Source organism: Bacillus atrophaeus, from assembly GCF_039519175.1.
In the GTDB taxonomy this organism is placed as follows: domain Bacteria; phylum Bacillota; class Bacilli; order Bacillales; family Bacillaceae; genus Bacillus; species Bacillus atrophaeus.
Map to the genome: position 1 here is coordinate 291534 of NZ_CP154443.1, position 14997 is coordinate 306530.

The 14997-nt window shown below is 41.3% G+C and carries 17 protein-coding genes; 8 read left to right on the forward strand and 9 right to left on the reverse strand.

Translation table 11 applies throughout. The features are described 5' to 3' along the window. Positions 1–60 precede the first annotated feature (60 nt). Genes AAHT65_RS01610 through mnhG form a run of 7 tightly spaced genes read left to right on the forward strand, consistent with a single transcriptional unit; the run spans position 61 to position 5829 of the window. Positions 61–2481, forward strand: a complete 2421-nt coding sequence (locus tag AAHT65_RS01610; protein ID WP_343310883.1) for a Na+/H+ antiporter subunit A — start codon at positions 61–63, stop codon at positions 2479–2481. After that, entirely contained in the window at positions 2459–2890 is a 432-nt protein-coding gene (locus AAHT65_RS01615) for a Na(+)/H(+) antiporter subunit B (RefSeq protein ID WP_094232696.1), read from the forward strand. Before AAHT65_RS01610 ends, AAHT65_RS01615 begins: the two co-directional genes overlap by 23 nt. Next, positions 2890–3231 carry a Na(+)/H(+) antiporter subunit C gene (locus AAHT65_RS01620; RefSeq protein ID WP_003327160.1) on the forward strand — a complete coding sequence of 114 codons (342 nt, stop codon included), beginning with the start codon at positions 2890–2892 and terminating at the stop codon, positions 3229–3231. The genes AAHT65_RS01615 and AAHT65_RS01620 overlap by 1 nt, the downstream gene beginning before the upstream one ends. Further along, positions 3224–4705, forward strand: coding sequence for a Na+/H+ antiporter subunit D (locus tag AAHT65_RS01625; RefSeq protein WP_277713828.1), 1482 nt, complete (start codon positions 3224–3226; stop codon positions 4703–4705). Before AAHT65_RS01620 ends, AAHT65_RS01625 begins: the two co-directional genes overlap by 8 nt. Positions 4706–4710: 5 nt before the next feature. Continuing rightward, complete coding sequence (locus tag AAHT65_RS01630; protein ID WP_094232698.1) at positions 4711–5187, forward strand: Na+/H+ antiporter subunit E; 477 nt, start codon at positions 4711–4713, stop codon at positions 5185–5187. Beyond that, the gene (locus tag AAHT65_RS01635) at positions 5187–5471 is read left to right on the forward strand and encodes a Na(+)/H(+) antiporter subunit F1 (RefSeq protein ID WP_094232699.1); all 285 of its coding nucleotides are present in this window, start codon (positions 5187–5189) and stop codon (positions 5469–5471) included. Before AAHT65_RS01630 ends, AAHT65_RS01635 begins: the two co-directional genes overlap by 1 nt. Next, positions 5455–5829, forward strand: a complete 375-nt coding sequence (mnhG, locus tag AAHT65_RS01640) for a monovalent cation/H(+) antiporter subunit G (RefSeq protein WP_061570550.1) — start codon at positions 5455–5457, stop codon at positions 5827–5829. The genes AAHT65_RS01635 and mnhG overlap by 17 nt, the downstream gene beginning before the upstream one ends. 38 nt (positions 5830–5867) lie before the next feature. Here mnhG and AAHT65_RS01645 read toward each other — a convergent pair whose 3' ends face one another. The 6 genes from AAHT65_RS01645 to degQ all read right to left on the reverse strand — a co-directional run bounded on the left by AAHT65_RS01645 (position 5868) and on the right by degQ (position 10689). Further along, positions 5868–6248, reverse strand: coding sequence for a hotdog fold thioesterase (locus tag AAHT65_RS01645; protein WP_010789785.1), 381 nt, complete (start codon positions 6246–6248; stop codon positions 5868–5870). A gap of 17 nt (positions 6249–6265) precedes the next feature. Beyond that, positions 6266–6907 carry a response regulator transcription factor gene (locus AAHT65_RS01650; protein WP_003327154.1) on the reverse strand — a complete coding sequence of 214 codons (642 nt, stop codon included), beginning with the start codon at positions 6905–6907 and terminating at the stop codon, positions 6266–6268. Between the two features lie 80 nt (positions 6908–6987). Beyond that, complete coding sequence (comP, locus tag AAHT65_RS01655) at positions 6988–9294, reverse strand: two-component system sensor histidine kinase ComP (protein WP_343310884.1); 2307 nt, start codon at positions 9292–9294, stop codon at positions 6988–6990. A 13-nt stretch (positions 9295–9307) separates the two neighbouring features. Further along, the gene (locus tag AAHT65_RS01660) at positions 9308–9475 is read right to left on the reverse strand and encodes a competence pheromone ComX (protein ID WP_094232702.1); all 168 of its coding nucleotides are present in this window, start codon (positions 9473–9475) and stop codon (positions 9308–9310) included. Further along, entirely contained in the window at positions 9459–10361 is a 903-nt protein-coding gene (locus AAHT65_RS01665; RefSeq protein ID WP_094233215.1) for a polyprenyl synthetase family protein, read from the reverse strand. Before AAHT65_RS01665 ends, AAHT65_RS01660 begins: the two co-directional genes overlap by 17 nt. Before the next feature lie 184 nt (positions 10362–10545). Further along, the gene (gene degQ / locus AAHT65_RS01670) at positions 10546–10689 is read right to left on the reverse strand and encodes a degradation enzyme regulation protein DegQ (protein WP_003327149.1); all 144 of its coding nucleotides are present in this window, start codon (positions 10687–10689) and stop codon (positions 10546–10548) included. A 459-nt stretch (positions 10690–11148) separates the two neighbouring features. Between degQ and AAHT65_RS01675 the strand changes: the two genes are divergently transcribed. Further along, complete coding sequence (locus tag AAHT65_RS01675) at positions 11149–11508, forward strand: hypothetical protein (RefSeq protein WP_343310885.1); 360 nt, start codon at positions 11149–11151, stop codon at positions 11506–11508. A gap of 18 nt (positions 11509–11526) precedes the next feature. Here the strand turns inward: AAHT65_RS01675 and AAHT65_RS01680 are convergent, their stop codons facing one another. The 3 genes from AAHT65_RS01680 to AAHT65_RS01690 all read right to left on the reverse strand — a co-directional run bounded on the left by AAHT65_RS01680 (position 11527) and on the right by AAHT65_RS01690 (position 14930). Next, positions 11527–12759 carry an EAL and HDOD domain-containing protein gene (locus AAHT65_RS01680; protein WP_327853172.1) on the reverse strand — a complete coding sequence of 411 codons (1233 nt, stop codon included), beginning with the start codon at positions 12757–12759 and terminating at the stop codon, positions 11527–11529. A 137-nt stretch (positions 12760–12896) separates the two neighbouring features. Further along, complete coding sequence (locus AAHT65_RS01685; protein ID WP_088117879.1) at positions 12897–14363, reverse strand: nicotinate phosphoribosyltransferase; 1467 nt, start codon at positions 14361–14363, stop codon at positions 12897–12899. Positions 14364–14378: 15 nt separating this feature from the next. Continuing rightward, a complete protein-coding gene (locus AAHT65_RS01690; protein WP_063637896.1) occupies positions 14379–14930 on the reverse strand; it encodes a cysteine hydrolase family protein in 552 nt (183 codons plus the stop codon). Between the last annotated feature and the right edge of the window lie 67 nt (positions 14931–14997).

The window sequence follows — 14997 nt, forward strand, 5'->3', positions numbered from 1 at the left end:
CGGTTTATTTATACATAAAGCCATACGCCAATTGAGAAAGACAGAAGGAGGTCTTATTTTTTGCAGCTATTACATTTCGCTATTTTATCGCCTTTTTTATTCGCTTTTTTCATTCCCTTTTTTGCAAAATATGCAAAAAAAATTCATACAGGCTGGTTTGTGTTAGTCCTTCCCGTTTTGCTGTTTATATACTTTATTCGTATGCTCAGCATCACGATGGCTGGAGAGACAGTCAGGTCCGTATTAGAATGGATTCCGTCATTAGGCATTAACTTTACCGTTTATATAGACGGTCTCGGTTTGCTATTCGCCTTATTGATCACGGGGATCGGAGCTTTGGTAGTACTGTACAGCATTTTTTACTTATCAAAGGAAAAGGAACAGCTCGGCCCTTTCTATGTCTACTTATTGATGTTTATGGGCGCCATGCTCGGCGTTGTTTTGGTAGACAATGTAATGGTCCTTTATATGTTCTGGGAGCTGACTAGCCTGTCATCGTTTTTATTGATCGGGTATTGGTACAAACGGGAAAAGTCACGCTACGGGGCAACGAAATCATTGCTGATTACTGTATTTGGCGGACTTTGTATGCTTGGGGGCTTTATCCTTCTGTATATCATTACAGATTCCTTCAGTATCAGAGAAATGATTAACCAGGTTCACTTGATTGTGGGTCATGATTTCTTTATTCCTGCGATGATTCTGATTCTATTAGGGGCATTTACCAAATCAGCACAGTTTCCATTTTACATCTGGCTGCCGGATGCCATGGAAGCGCCAACCCCTGTCAGCGCCTATCTTCATTCCGCTACTATGGTAAAGGCGGGCATTTATGTCATTGCAAGATTCAGTCCTGTTTTCGCCTTTTCTTCTGAGTGGTTTTGGATTGTGTCTCTTACCGGAATCATTACCATGGTATGGGGTTCGTTCCATGCTGTAAAACAAACTGATTTAAAAGCGATTTTGGCCTTTTCCACAGTCAGCCAGCTTGGAATGGTCGTGTCCATGCTCGGGGCCGGTGCAGCCGCTCTGCATTATGACAACACAGAGTACTATACGGTCGCAACAATGGCCGCAATCTTTCATTTGATCAACCATGCCACATTTAAAGGAAGTTTATTTATGGCAGCCGGGATCATTGATCATGAAACGGGTACAAGAGATATACGCAGGTTGGGCGGTCTGATGGCCATTATGCCGATCACCTTCACCATTTCTCTGATCGGAACGTTCTCAATGGCCGGCCTTCCGCCATTTAACGGGTTCTTGAGTAAAGAAATGTTTTTTACAAGTATGCTTCGGGTAACTCATGTTGACCTATTTAATGTCCAGACATGGGGAGTGCTTTTCCCTGTACTCGCTTGGATCGGTAGTGTCTTTACATTTATCTACAGCATGAAACTGCTGTTTCAAACGTTCAGGGGCACCTATCAGCCCGACAAGCTTGAGAAAAAAGCACATGAGGCTCCAATCGGCATGCTGATTTCACCCGTTATTCTTGTCGCATTTGCGGTGAGCCTGTTCTTCTTTCCGAATATATTGTCATACAGCGTGATAGAGCCGGCGGTGAGTTCGATTTATCCGACGCTCCTGGACAGCCATGAAAAATTTCATGTTCATATCTCACAATGGCACGGATTTACTACCGAGGTATTTATGACACTAGGCATTATTGTCATCGGAACGGCCGGATACTTGACCTTATCGAAGTGGAAAGGCATTTATCAGCTATTTTCCAAAAAGCTCACGCTGAACCGGCTTTACGACAAGCTGACAATCGGGATGGAAAAAGGGTCGTATCAAGTGACAAAACGGTATATGACCGGATTTTTAAGAGATTATTTGCTGTATGTATTTGCGGCTTTTATCATTCTGATGGGGTCGGCTCTCGTCTTTAAAGGCGGATTTTCGTTTTCGACAGAAGGAACTGCAAAAATCGGGGTATATGAAATCATTCTTTCAGTTGTCATGATCAGCGCAACCGCGGCGACTGTATTCGCCAAATCAAGATTAACTGCCATTATTTCGCTCGGGGTCGTCGGTTATACCCTTGCGCTGTTTTTTGTGATTTTCAGAGCGCCGGATTTAGCATTGACACAGCTTGTCATCGAAACGATTTCTGTTGCGCTGTTTCTTCTTTGCTTCTATCATTTGCCGAAACTTCGATGGAAAAAGAAAACAAGAACGTTCCGCCTGAACAATTTTATCATCAGCTTAGGAGTCGGCATCATCGTCACTCTGCTCGGCATCGCATCTTCAAGCCAGCGGACAAAAGACAGCATCTCTTCCTTTTTCACAAAACACAGCCATGATCTTGGCGGAGGAGACAATGTAGTCAATGTCATTCTGGTTGATTTCAGGGGCTTTGATACGATGTTCGAAATTACGGTATTGACGATTGCCGCTCTCGGCATCTACGGCATGATCAAAACAAAAGTGAATGAGGAGGGGAAAAGCGTTGAACCAAGAGAAGACAAATGACATGATATTGCAAACCGTAACAAAACTCGTATCGTTTATTATTTTGCTTTTCTCTTTCTATTTGTTTTTATCAGGGCATAATGCGCCTGGCGGAGGATTTGTCGGCGGGCTGATTACCTCGTCTTCTATCGTCCTTTTACTCTTGGCCTACGATTTAAAAACAGTGAAGGCCATTTTGCCGGTAAACTTCATTTATGTGGCGGGTACGGGACTTCTCATCGCGATTTTAACAGGTGCGGGGGCTTTCGTTTTCGGCGCCGCTTTCCTCTCCCATACGTTCGGGTATTTTCATTTGCCGTTTCTCGGCAAAACTGAACTGGCGACAGCCACGCTGTTTGATTTAGGTGTTTATCTTGTTGTTGTCGGTGTGACGATGACCATTATTCAGACGATTGGAGAGGAAGAATAATGGAAATCTTAATGGCTGTAATTGCCGGAATTATATTTATGGCGGCAACCTATTTGCTGCTCTCTAAAAGCCTGCTCCGGGTGATTATCGGAACGGCGCTTTTGAGCCATGGGGTACACTTGCTGCTTCTTACCATGGGCGGCTTAAAGAAAGGCGCTCCGCCGGTTTTAAGCGAGCATGCGAAGGCATTTGTTGATCCGCTTCCGCAAGCCTTGATTTTGACGGCTATCGTCATTTCATTCGGCGTTACCTCCTTTATCCTCGTTATGGCCTTTCGCGCCTATCAGGAATTGCATACAGATGATATGGATCAAATGAGGGGAAATGATCAACATGAATAATTTTGTTATTTTACCAATTCTTATTCCGCTGCTGGCGGCAGTGGCGCTGATTTTTATGAACAAGCGCATTATGCTCACACGGGTCTTCAGCGCGGCGGCTTCTGTTCTTGCGATTGTCATCAGCGCAATCCTCGTTCAAACCGTTTTTACAAAAGGGGTTCAAACGCTGAATCTCGGCGGCTGGAAAGCGCCTTACGGCATTGTGCTTGCCGCAGACCAGTTTGCCAGCCTGCTTGTATTAACAACAGCCGTCATCGGTCTGTTGATTGTCCTCTATTCGTACCGTTCAATCGGCGAAAAGCGGGAGCGCTCATTCTATTATTCCGGTGTGCAATTTTTACTTGCCGGTGTCAGCGGGGCGTTTTTAACAGGCGATTTATTTAACATGTATGTATTTTTTGAGCTTTTGCTTATTGCATCCTATATGCTGATCGTTCTCGGAGGAACAAAGATCCAGCTTAGAGAATCGTTAAAGTATATTGTGTTTAACATTGTGTCATCCGCCCTTTTCGTCATCGGTGTCGGCTTTCTGTACGCTGTGACAGGGACGTTAAATATGGCGGATCTGAGTGTAAAAATCAGTGAATCGGGCCAAACGGGACTGATTACTGTGATCGGCGTTCTTTTTCTCATCGTGTTTGGTCTTAAAGGCGGGATCTTCCCCTTCTATTTTTGGCTGCCGGGGTCTTATTACGCGCCTCCGACCGCGATTGCCGCTTTGTTCGGCGCTTTGCTGACAAAGGTCGGCTTATATGCCATTACGAGGGTATTTACGCTCATTTTCATCCACGATACCCAATTTACCCATCAGCTGATGATGTGGCTTGCGGCTCTTACGATTTTATTCGGGGTCATCGGCTCAATCGCCTATTCTGATGTGATGAAAATTGTCATTTATAATATTATTACGGCGGTTGGCGTCATTTTATTTGGGATTGCGGTCAATACACCCGCTTCGATTCAAGGGGCGATTTACTACTTAATCCACGATATGTTGATTAAAGGCGCGTTATTTATGCTGGCGGGCACGCTGATCACGCTGACAGGCACGGCCAGCCTCCATAAAATGAGCGGACTGATTAAGAGGTATCCGGTTCTCGGCTGGATGTTTTTAATATCCGCTGTCTCTCTCGCAGGAATCCCGCCGTTCAGCGGGTTTGTCGGTAAGTTTAAAATTGCGGAAGGCGGTTTTGCCCAAGGGGAATTTGTGATATCCATACTGGTCTTATTGTCCAGCCTGCTCGTTCTGTACTCGATCCTGAAAATCTTCATGTATGCTTTTTGGGGAGAAGAAAAAGAAACGCCAAATCAGGAAAAACGAACAGCAAAGGGACTGCTTTATCCGGCAGCGGTATTCCTCTTATTGTCCCTTCTTTTCGGACTCGGAACAGAGTATGTGTCACCTTACGTCAACCAGGCGGCAGAAACATTACTGAATCCGGAAAAATATATTGAAGCTGTTTTGAAGGAGTAGATGGCATGGCTTTTCAACTTTTATTAAATGTTCTTCTCGCTTTTTGCTGGATGCTGCTAAGTAATGATGCGAGCGCCGTCAGCTTCGTAACGGGGTTTGTGTTAGGCATGGTGTCGCTCTTTTTCTTCAGGCGTTTCTTTGCCCACCCATTCTACCTGTGGAAGCTGTGGGCTGTCATCAAACTTGTTCTGATTTTCATAAAAGAATTGTACCTTGCAAATGTCAGCGTGTTAAAAGCGATCATAAAGCCGAAACTCAACATACGGCCTGGGATTTTCGCGTTTAAAACAGAGTTAACGGAGGATTGGGAGATCACTTTGCTTTCTCTGCTTATTACCTTAACGCCGGGTACACTTGTGATGGATATTTCCGATGATGGAGACATTCTTTATATCCATGCGATGGATATCGAAGATGCTGAAAAAGCGATACACGACATCCGCGTTTCTTTTGAAAAAGCAATTCAGGAGGTGAGCCGCTGATGCTTACTGTCATTCTTCAGATTTCACTCGGCATTATGGCGGTTTCGACTCTTCTTTATGTCATCCGGGTCATCAAAGGGCCGTCTGTGCCAGACCGGGTGATTGCGCTTGATGCAATCGGCATCAACCTGATTGCCATTACGGCGCTCGTCTCCATTTTGCTTCGCACGAGCGTATTTTTGGATATTATTTTGCTATTAGGCATTCTGTCTTTTATCGGAACAATTGCATTTTCTAAATTCTTGGAAAAAGGGGAGGTTATCGAAAATGATCGCGATCGCTGAATGGATTGTGGCCATCTTTGTTCTTATGGGATCTCTCATCTGTCTTGTCGCTTCCTTCGGGACGCTCCGGCTGCCGGATATGTATACGCGGTCCCATGCCGCTTCAAAAGGATCGACACTCGGCGTGAATGTAATTTTGCTAGGTGTATTTTTCTTTTTGTGGTTTATAACGGGAGAAATATCGATTAAAATTCTGCTCGGCATTTTATTCATCTTTATCACAGCGCCTGTCGGCGGACACTTAATCTGCCGTGCCGCGTATAGTGCGGGCGTCAAGCTGGATAAAAGAAGTGTGCAGGATGATTACGAGGGGATCAGGAACTTTGTGATTAAACGAAAAGAGGATTCATACTTATAAAAGTGAGCAGCCGGACTGGCAGAGTTCCGGCTGTTTTTCTATTTCGTAATGACAGCCATCGTGCATCGGGAGGTACAAATGAGTCTCTCCTCGTCATCATAAATGTTGATGACGTACACAATTGTCGTTCTGCCTTTATGAACGGGCTCAGCTATCGCTTTCACCGTTCCTTTGTTTACAGCTTTCAAATGATTCGCATTAATCTCCAGACCCACACATGCCTGAGTCTCTTGGTCGATCAAATGCTGCGCTCCCACGCTTGCCGCTGTTTCCGCCAGTGCGGCTGACGCACCTCCATGCAGGTAGCCAAACGGCTGCACCGTACGGTGGTCAACGGGCATTATGCAAACACACCTATCCGCCGTACTCTCCGTAATCTCAATGCCCAGCGCTTCAAGCAATGTATGTTTCATATCCATTACGTTAACTCCCTTTTTTAAAGTACGCCATCCGATTTTGCAATCAGTACCGCTTCCGTCCGGGAACCGACGTTCAGTTTGTTGAAAATGGACGTCAGGCTGTATTCAATCGAACGCTTGCTCAGATGGAGCGCGTCAGCTATTTCCTGATTGGTAAATCCCTTTTCCACCTCTTGAAGAATGAGGCATTCTCTTGGCGTCAGAACATCTTGATCATTTTGCGAAGCGGCAGCAGGTTTTGTTTTTTGATGAGTGACCAACTGTTTAAAATAAGAAAAATCAACTAAAATTTCATCATTGAGCACATGATATATGTATTGCGTAATCTTTTCTTTTGATTCGGTCTTGCTGATCGCGCCGTGCAGCCCTGCACGAATGGCCTCCTCAAAATAATCCTCCACTTCATAGCCGGTATAAACAATGATTTTGCAGAGAGGATTCTCTTTTAAAATCTTTTTAGAAAGCTCCATCCCGTTGATTTCACCTAGATTTAAATCCATTAAGATGAGATCATAAGCCGCAAAATCATGATTATGAACAAAATGTTCACTGGCATCAGGACTGAGACAATCGACAGAAAGATTTGCATCTGTTTCCAGAATTGTCTTGGTGCCTTCCATGACAGCCGGATGGTCATCAATCACAAGTATCTTTTTCATGTTTTCCTCCCTTTTACTCATTCATTTCCATTTTATAAAAAAGACTTGGCTTGTGCCAAGTCGATTCCGTTATAAATCCATTACAATTCCATTTCAATATCGGCTCGCAATCCATTTCCTACGCTTGTATCGATCCGAAGGTGCCCGTCTAACGCACGAACCCGCTCTTTAATGCCCGAAAGCCCCATACTCATCGATTGTTCATTCAATTTTTCCTTATCAAAGCCAACGCCGTCATCCTCATAATGAAGAACGATTTTATTTTGAAAACTGATCAGCATAATCAGCACCTCGCCGGCTTGGGAATGCTTCATGGCATTTGATAAAAACTCTTGAATAATCCGGTACAAATTCAGCTGAGAATCAAGATCAAGCGATGCCGTAAACCTTCCCGTATTCAGCCGAATATGAAACGGCGCGCTTTCCTGCTGCTGCGCAATAAGCTTTGACAGCGCCTTTACCAATCCCAAATCATACAAGAGCTGCGGCCGCAATTCATGGCACGTCTCCCTCGTCATCAAAATCACATCAGACATCTGCTGATTCATTTGCACCAGCTTGTCCTGCACCTCATTCTTACAAGGATCTTCCTTCTTAAAATCAGCAAGAAACAGCTCGCATTGCCGTTTTAAGGAGATCAAATCCTGAAGAACGGAGTCATGGAGGTCACGCGCCAGGTCGGATCGTTGTTTTTCTTCGATGGCGAACATCAGCTTTTTCAGCCATATTGGATTCGTTCCCTCTTGCTTTAAATCTTTCAGGTGATCCATCAGTTCTTCAATCTGCATGACATTTTCCATTGATACACTAGTGTAAAAAGACAATGTCTTCAGCCATGAGATTTCATCACGGGTCAGTCTAGGGGTGTTAATGTTGGACAAACAAAGCAGAACATAAGAACTTCCGCCTCGTTCACCAACTTTCATGAGAAAGCCTTGATTAACTTCGATAATTTTCCCAATTTCTGATGTTACGTTCTCAAATTCCTTTTGATAAAGGTGCCACTCCGGTTCAATTTCCTGCTTATCTAAATATATCACTTTGTTGTCAGAAGCAACTTCAAAAGTATAGGCTTTGCTTACGAGTAAAACTTCTAAAATTGAATTCTTTAGTTCTTTAAAGACTTGTTGGAAAGAAGTTACGCTCCTCATTAGCTGAGTGTATTTAAAAATACTGTCCTGATAATTGAATTTTTCAGAGAAACGTTTTAATCGAAATTTAAAATCTATAACCTCTTTAAAATAAAAGACAGCGAACATGACAACGAAAATAAATACAGTTTGGCGTGCAGGATTCATCTGTATTTTCACTAAATCAAACCACACTAATGCCCCAACTATGAATAGAGTTGGTATGATAGCAAGGAGAGCATAATATCTCATTCTTCCTAAAATAAATTCTATATCAAACAGTTTATTGGCAACAAATTGATACACTAATCCGAACGGGATAAGTACGAGCAATGACGCCGAAGCTAATGCCGGGAAAATATAATTCCCTGTGAGTATAATCGGGAGAACATAAAATATCAAAAATGGCGCAAATGAAAGTGTATTTGTTAGAATTAATAGTTTAAGAATAAATGAATGCTCAGAATATTTATATTTATTCAGATGAAAGTATATAGATATAAAAGCAAATAGAGTTAAGGCTGCAAAAGAAACTAAGTTAATATTCGCTAAAATGTCATTATTAACTTGATTATAGCCTATAAACTCAATCACAATATTCAATATTGGTATGATATAGAGAAAAGAGATTAAACTATTCAAAAAGGTTTTTCCTATTTCTTTAAGATATCCTTGAATAAACTGAAGATAAAGAATAGGAGAGGATATGAAAGTAAACAAATTTATATATCTATTTATTCTATGTCCCCTAAATGGCCCACCTGCACTTATATATGCTATTGAAATGTCTAACAACAACAAAATAAGAATATACCCAGCAAATGATTTTCTTATCTTACTTACCTTAAGTATATAAAAAATGCAGATTATACTTAAAAAATAAAAAACCAAAGGAAGTACGAACAGAAAGAAACTATACGGTCTATTTAAAGTAACTAAATCAAAATCTTCAAGATGAATTATTTTTCCATTTCTTATAATATCCAAACTGTTAATGTGACTCAAATAGCCCCATTTTGTATGCTTTTCTGTTGGTTTTCCTTCATTAATTTTTAAAATGGTATCTCCCTGTCTGAGACCAACAAATTGTCCATAAGAAGACTCCGAAATTTCTTCAATTACAAGTTGATTTTTATTATTTTTATCAACCTTAGTGCCAATTATAATACCATTCATATTGATATATGCTATATAGCAAACATAGAGAACACTTAAAACAATTACAGCTATTGTGAATTTTTTTATCAAGTTCTTCAAAATGAACCACCTATTAACCGTCCCATTCACGAGTTCTTTGAGCAGACATATGATAATCATCGTAAGCTTTAAGTATTGTTTGAGTTTCGTCTAAATCAAAACCTATAAGGCAAGCTTCTTTATTTTTCAATTTTTTTAATACTTCAGGATAATTTAAAAAGTAATTAATTAGATCTTGCATTTTCATCATCCTTTTTATAGTTTAATAGGTGTTCCTTTATTATCTCTTTTTTAGCTTTATCTAAGTTTAATTGTTCTATAGCAGAAATACATTTCTGCTTATATAATTGCAATAATACTGAAATGTATTGAGTAACTCCTGCCTCAATTAACTTTTTTTCGAATTTATCCTTATCTGCTAACGCTTTGTAATATAAGTCTTTATGAGAAAATAAGTAAAATAATTCTTCTGAAGCTTCATTAAATATTCGTTTAATATATAAATAAACCAGTGTCTGTTTGTTTTTTTCAATATCACTGCGATTCCTAGAAAAAAGAACGTGGTAATCTCCAGAAATTTGAGCTACAATCCCCTTATAATAGGAGTATCTTTCTACTATTTCACTATATTCTCCTGACGCCAAAATAACCCCTGTTACATTAGCTAAGGCAACTAGGCTTCCACATTTAAATTTAATTACCTCTAAACATTCATCTTCTGTCTTGGATTTATTAGTGATATCATCGTGTTGTCCTTGCATGGCTTCTTTTACATATTTTAAAACATAGTTAAATATCAAAGGATTGATATTCATTGAATGTATACTTGATAATCCTGCTGTATACAAAGAAAGTGCTGCATTTAAGGATTCTGAACGATCAATTTTCATCCAAAAAGCCTGGTGATTGTCTTCATCTTCAAGATCATCCAAGATATCCGATGAAAGAATAAGGATTTCTATTCCCGCACCCAGCTTCGTAGCAACATCTAAATCCTCCCCTCCAAAAACAACGTAATGTAAAATTGTTGATTCGGCAAAGGAAAATAAATCTTTTGAATCGATAAATGAGTAAAGAAGCTGTGATAAATCATCGTTAAAAATGTTTTGTTTTATAATTTCTTTCATTTCCCGCTTGATATTTACTGGATCTAAACACATTTGCTCAATAACGACTTCCCCCCTCCCATTCTATTTTACTAAATGGCGCCCAGGTTGGACAGCGGGTTTTTCGTTTTTTAACAATCATATAATACTTTATCCTTTTATTGTATGGGAAAGCACAAAAAAAAGACTTGTTTCCAAGTCTTTTTCACGAAATTTTCATTGCATATGTGAATTTATCGAGCTGATCAATGCTTTTGTTAATGTTTCGTAATGAATCTGTCGTTTCTTTGATATCAAGTTCGAGTCGGAATAATAATTGTTTCACTTCTTCAAGTTTTTTCTTTTCCACCGTTTCCACACTCCTTTTTTTGAAAGATCAATGAATTGTGTATGGTGAACGAGTCCTAGGTATTTGATCTGTTATTAATAGTGTAAACGGTTTTGCGTTATTTTTCACCGAAAAGTATGCAAAAAGTCTATGCGTGACACCGCAAATATCAATAGGTCAATATTCACTAATTGCTCATAAAGAGAACGGGACTATTGCTCTAAGTTTATGAGCAGATGTTTTGAATGGATATTGCAGAAAATCTTGCCTCCATTGGTTTTTCAGTGTTTTCTCAATTCTTCCACCAAGACTATAGTCCTTAGCGTTTCTTTTTCAAAATTCGATACGCCGACATGAATGATTCCTGACCGACAAACACCGAAAAGACCGCAACTCAGGTTGGGGCCTTTTTGCATTGTCATATCTTTTATGGCAGGGTCTATACTAATATAGACGATACCCTTCGAGAAGAGGTGCCGAATGAGATACCCCATTCCCTGTTATTATGTGAATCCATCAGCTGTCCGCCTATATAGAGACGCTTCTTGGCGTCCTCCCGCTTATCCGTCAGTGAATACAGCATCCTTTATTCGTTCCGCAAAAGACGCTGCGGGGCTGCTTGCGGATGCCCAGCTTGTGATTTATGGCATTGCGGCCTCACCCGAACTGTCACGCCGCATTATCGCCGCTGCGCAGGAGTCTAAATCAGAAACTGTGAAACGGCTGATTCGGCAAACAGGCGTGAAAAGCAATCTTGATGTCTCCTTTAATCCAGATGGGATTCATATCAACCTGCTTCATTCGCGCAGCCGTTTTGTTGTTGCACTGCAGTGGTCGTAAGCAGAACGTAATACAATTTTAACCCTTTTCGCCCATAAGCTTATCGCACCACTCTATGGCTTCCAGATAACATTTATATGCTTCTTCTCTGTTGAGTTCACGGTATATTTCTTCGCAGCTGTCCCATTTGTTGCACTCTATCAGCTTCGCAAGCTTAAGAATGTTATAATAGTCATTTTTGTGCCCCAGCAAAGCTTGTCCGACCTCGTCCATTAGCGGCAGTTCTTTCACGATATCTTCTATTTCTCTATGCAGCAGTGTGTCTATTAAAGAAAACATTCCGATCAGCATATAAGAGGATGGATGCGGGCGGGCCGTTTTTTTTGCGAGCAGTTCGCATAGCTTTGCTCTCATTAAAGAGATTTTAATAACCTCATGTTTGCTTGAATTTCCTTTTTTCTTTAAATCTTTAAAAGAAAGAATATACACCCATCTTTTTATTTCATTAAAGCCAAGCAGCATAATGGCCTGCTTGATGCTTTCGATTTTTTGGGTCAAGCGGGTGTGCGATGAATTTAAGAACTTTAATATTTGATAGGATAATGATAAATCCCGTTCTATGTATTCTGTGACACGCTGTATATTGGGCTGTTCCTTGCTCAATTCATTCAGCAGCTCGTAATATGAGTGAAAATGAAACGACAGATCATGTCCGCAGATCACGCGCGGTTCACTGAAAAAGTACCCTTGAAACAAATGAAAGCCGTCTGCCGCAGCCTGCTCATACTCTTTGCGGGTCTCCACTTTTTCCGCTAAAAAGCTCAGCCCTTTGGATCTATAGGTCTGCATAATTTTTTTTCGTTCCACTCGCGATGTCTTTAAAAAGTCTATTTTTAAGATATCAATATATTGCATCATCTTGTGCAGCAGTTGTTCATCCGTTGGGTTTATGGTATAAAAATCATCCAGCGCTAAGGTATACCCCATTTTTTTCAGTTGTCTGCATCTTGAGATCAAAGCCGGGGTGATCGGAATATCTTCAAGAATTTCAACGACGAGCTGATTCGGATTGAAGGAGGTGGGGAGATCTGAAAACATCAGGCTTTCGGTAAAGTTTACAAAGCTGCGTTTTCCTTCTGTCAGCTTCTCAATCCCGATGTTTAAAAAACTGTTAATGATTAAATCGGTTGTTGCTTGATCGCCGTCTGCGGCCGAGTAAACATTCTCTTCACTCTCTCTGTATAGAAGTTCATAAGCGACAACCTGTTCTTTTATATTAAAAATAGGCTGTCTTGCAACAAACACCCTCATTGATTTATCCTCCTTAGCATAGGCGCATTCCTTCAATCTTAAGTATATCAAATAAATTGGCGAATCTTGTCTAAATATGAAAAATAATATTCAAATCAAAAACAGACCTTTCCGCGTCAGAAAGGTCTGTTTCATACTTATTCAAGCTCTTCATCAAGTTTGCTTTTCACTTCATGAATGCGCTGCATTTTATTGCTCCAGCACTCTTCGCTCAAGTCGACCGGATATTCTTCCGGCTTGCTGATTCTCTTATATTCTTCCCACAAAAGCTTAAGATTGTCCTGTGCATATTGCTGGATGTCCGTAATTTCGGGGTTTTCATAGCAAAGGACGCCCTTGTCAAAAATTTGTTCATGAAGGTCTTTCGCGTAAAAGTTCGTAACGAATTTGCTGATGAACGTGTGAACCGGATGAAACATCTTCAGCCGCTTCTGATCATTCACCTGCTCGTCGTAAAGCGCCAGATAATCTCCTTCAGAATGGTGATTCAATTTATTGATGATGCGGTATACTTTCTTTCTTCCCGGTGTGGTCACTTTTTCCGGATTTGAAGAGATTTTGATCGTATCGACCATTTTACCGTCTTCTTCAATCGAAACAAGCTTATACACTGCGCCAAGAGCCGGCTGATCATAGGCTGTAATGAGCTTCGTGCCGATTCCCCAGATATCAATCCGTGCTCCTTGTGATTTAAGGTTCAAAATGGTATGTTCATCCAGATCACTTGAAGCTACGACTTTAGCTTCCGGAAATCCCGCTTCATCAAGCATCGCCCGCGCTTTTTTTGAAAGGTAGGCCAAATCGCCGCTGTCGAGGCGGATGCCGATAAAGTTAATGCGGTCTCCGAATTCCTTTGCCACCTTGATCGCGTTCGGCATTCCTGAACGGATCGTATCATAGGTATCCACTAAAAATACGCAGTCTTTATGGGTCTCCGCATATTTTTTAAAAGCGGTGTACTCATCACGGTAGGCCTGGACAAGTGCGTGTGCGTGTGTGCCCGACACCGGGATATTAAAGCGCTTACCGGCTCTGACATTGCTTGTTGCGCTAAATCCGCCGATCAGGGCCGCTCTCGCTCCCCACATGGCTGCATCCATTTCATGCGCCCGTCTTGTGCCGAATTCGAGGGCCTCTTCATCGCCTACGACGCCTTTAATCCGCGCTGCTTTTGTAGCAATTAATGTTTGGTAATTCACAATGTTGAGCAAAGCCGTTTCAATCAGCTGGGCTTCGACAAGAGACGCTTCCACACGCATGATCGGCTCATTGTTAAAAACAAGCTCGCCTTCTTTCATGGAATAAAGCGAACCCGTAAACGTCAAGCCGCGCAAATACTCGATAAAATCTTCTTCGTACCCAAGCTCCAGTCTTAAATAATTGAGGTCGCTCTCGGTAAACTTGAAGTTTTCCAGGTATTCAATCGCTTTTTCTAGTCCGGCAAACACTGCATAACCATTTTCAAACGGAAGCTTTCTGAAAAAAAGCTCAAAAATCGCTTTCTTTTCATGAATGCCGTCTCTCCAATACGTTTCCGCCATATTAATTTGATAAAGATCTGTATGTAATGACAAACTGTCATCTTTAAAACCATGCTCCACCAATTTATTTCCCCTTCCTTACTCTGCCACTTTCGCTCCGATGCTATTTGCAAAATGGGAAAGAGCCCAAGTGTGCCCTTCAGGATTAAAGCTTGCGACAGCATGTTTGTGAACAACAATCCGAAAGCCCTTGTTGTACGCATCGACAGCTGTGTGCAACACACATATATCGGTGCAGACTCCGGCTAAGTGCACCTCTTCAATCTGCCGCTCACGCAGTTTCAGCTCTAAATCGGTACCCGCAAAAGCAGAATATCTCGTTTTTTCCATATAGTATACATTTTTTTCGTTCTCATGTTTCTGATAAACAGGCAATAGCTTTCCGAACAGCTCTTTTCCTTCCGTTCCGTTTACGTTATGCGGAGGAAAAAGCCGGGTTTCCGGATGATATGCATCATCTTCTTCATGTGAATCTACGGCAAAAACGACGTATTCACCATTTTTTATAAAGGCCTCTGTCAAACTGACGATTTCATCTTCAATCAATCTGCCTGGCTCTCCGCAAGTCAATTTGCCGCCGCTTGCAACAAAGTCATTCGTATAATCAATACAAATAAGTGCTTTTTTCATAGCCGGCCTCCCCGCCATCGGTATGAGAACATTATATCTTATCTACAGTTGTAAGTGAATTGGCAAC

Coding starts and splice junctions, on each gene's coding strand:
- AAHT65_RS01620 (WP_003327160.1), top strand. CDS start 2,890: ATGGAAATCTTAATGGCTGTAATTGCCGGAATTATATTTATGGCGGCA.
- AAHT65_RS01625 (WP_277713828.1), top strand. CDS start 3,224: ATGAATAATTTTGTTATTTTACCAATTCTTATTCCGCTGCTGGCGGCA.
- AAHT65_RS01630 (WP_094232698.1), top strand. CDS start 4,711: ATGGCTTTTCAACTTTTATTAAATGTTCTTCTCGCTTTTTGCTGGATG.
- AAHT65_RS01635 (WP_094232699.1), top strand. CDS start 5,187: ATGCTTACTGTCATTCTTCAGATTTCACTCGGCATTATGGCGGTTTCG.
- mnhG (WP_061570550.1), top strand. CDS start 5,455: ATGATCGCGATCGCTGAATGGATTGTGGCCATCTTTGTTCTTATGGGA.
- AAHT65_RS01645 (WP_010789785.1), bottom strand. CDS start 6,248: ATGGATATGAAACATACATTGCTTGAAGCGCTGGGCATTGAGATTACG.
- AAHT65_RS01650 (WP_003327154.1), bottom strand. CDS start 6,907: ATGAAAAAGATACTTGTGATTGATGACCATCCGGCTGTCATGGAAGGC.
- AAHT65_RS01660 (WP_094232702.1), bottom strand. CDS start 9,475: ATGCAAGATCTAATTAATTACTTTTTAAATTATCCTGAAGTATTAAAA.
- AAHT65_RS01665 (WP_094233215.1), bottom strand. CDS start 10,361: ATGAAAGAAATTATAAAACAAAACATTTTTAACGATGATTTATCACAG.
- AAHT65_RS01675 (WP_343310885.1), top strand. CDS start 11,149: ATGAGATACCCCATTCCCTGTTATTATGTGAATCCATCAGCTGTCCGC.
- AAHT65_RS01680 (WP_327853172.1), bottom strand. CDS start 12,759: ATGAGGGTGTTTGTTGCAAGACAGCCTATTTTTAATATAAAAGAACAG.
- AAHT65_RS01690 (WP_063637896.1), bottom strand. CDS start 14,930: ATGAAAAAAGCACTTATTTGTATTGATTATACGAATGACTTTGTTGCA.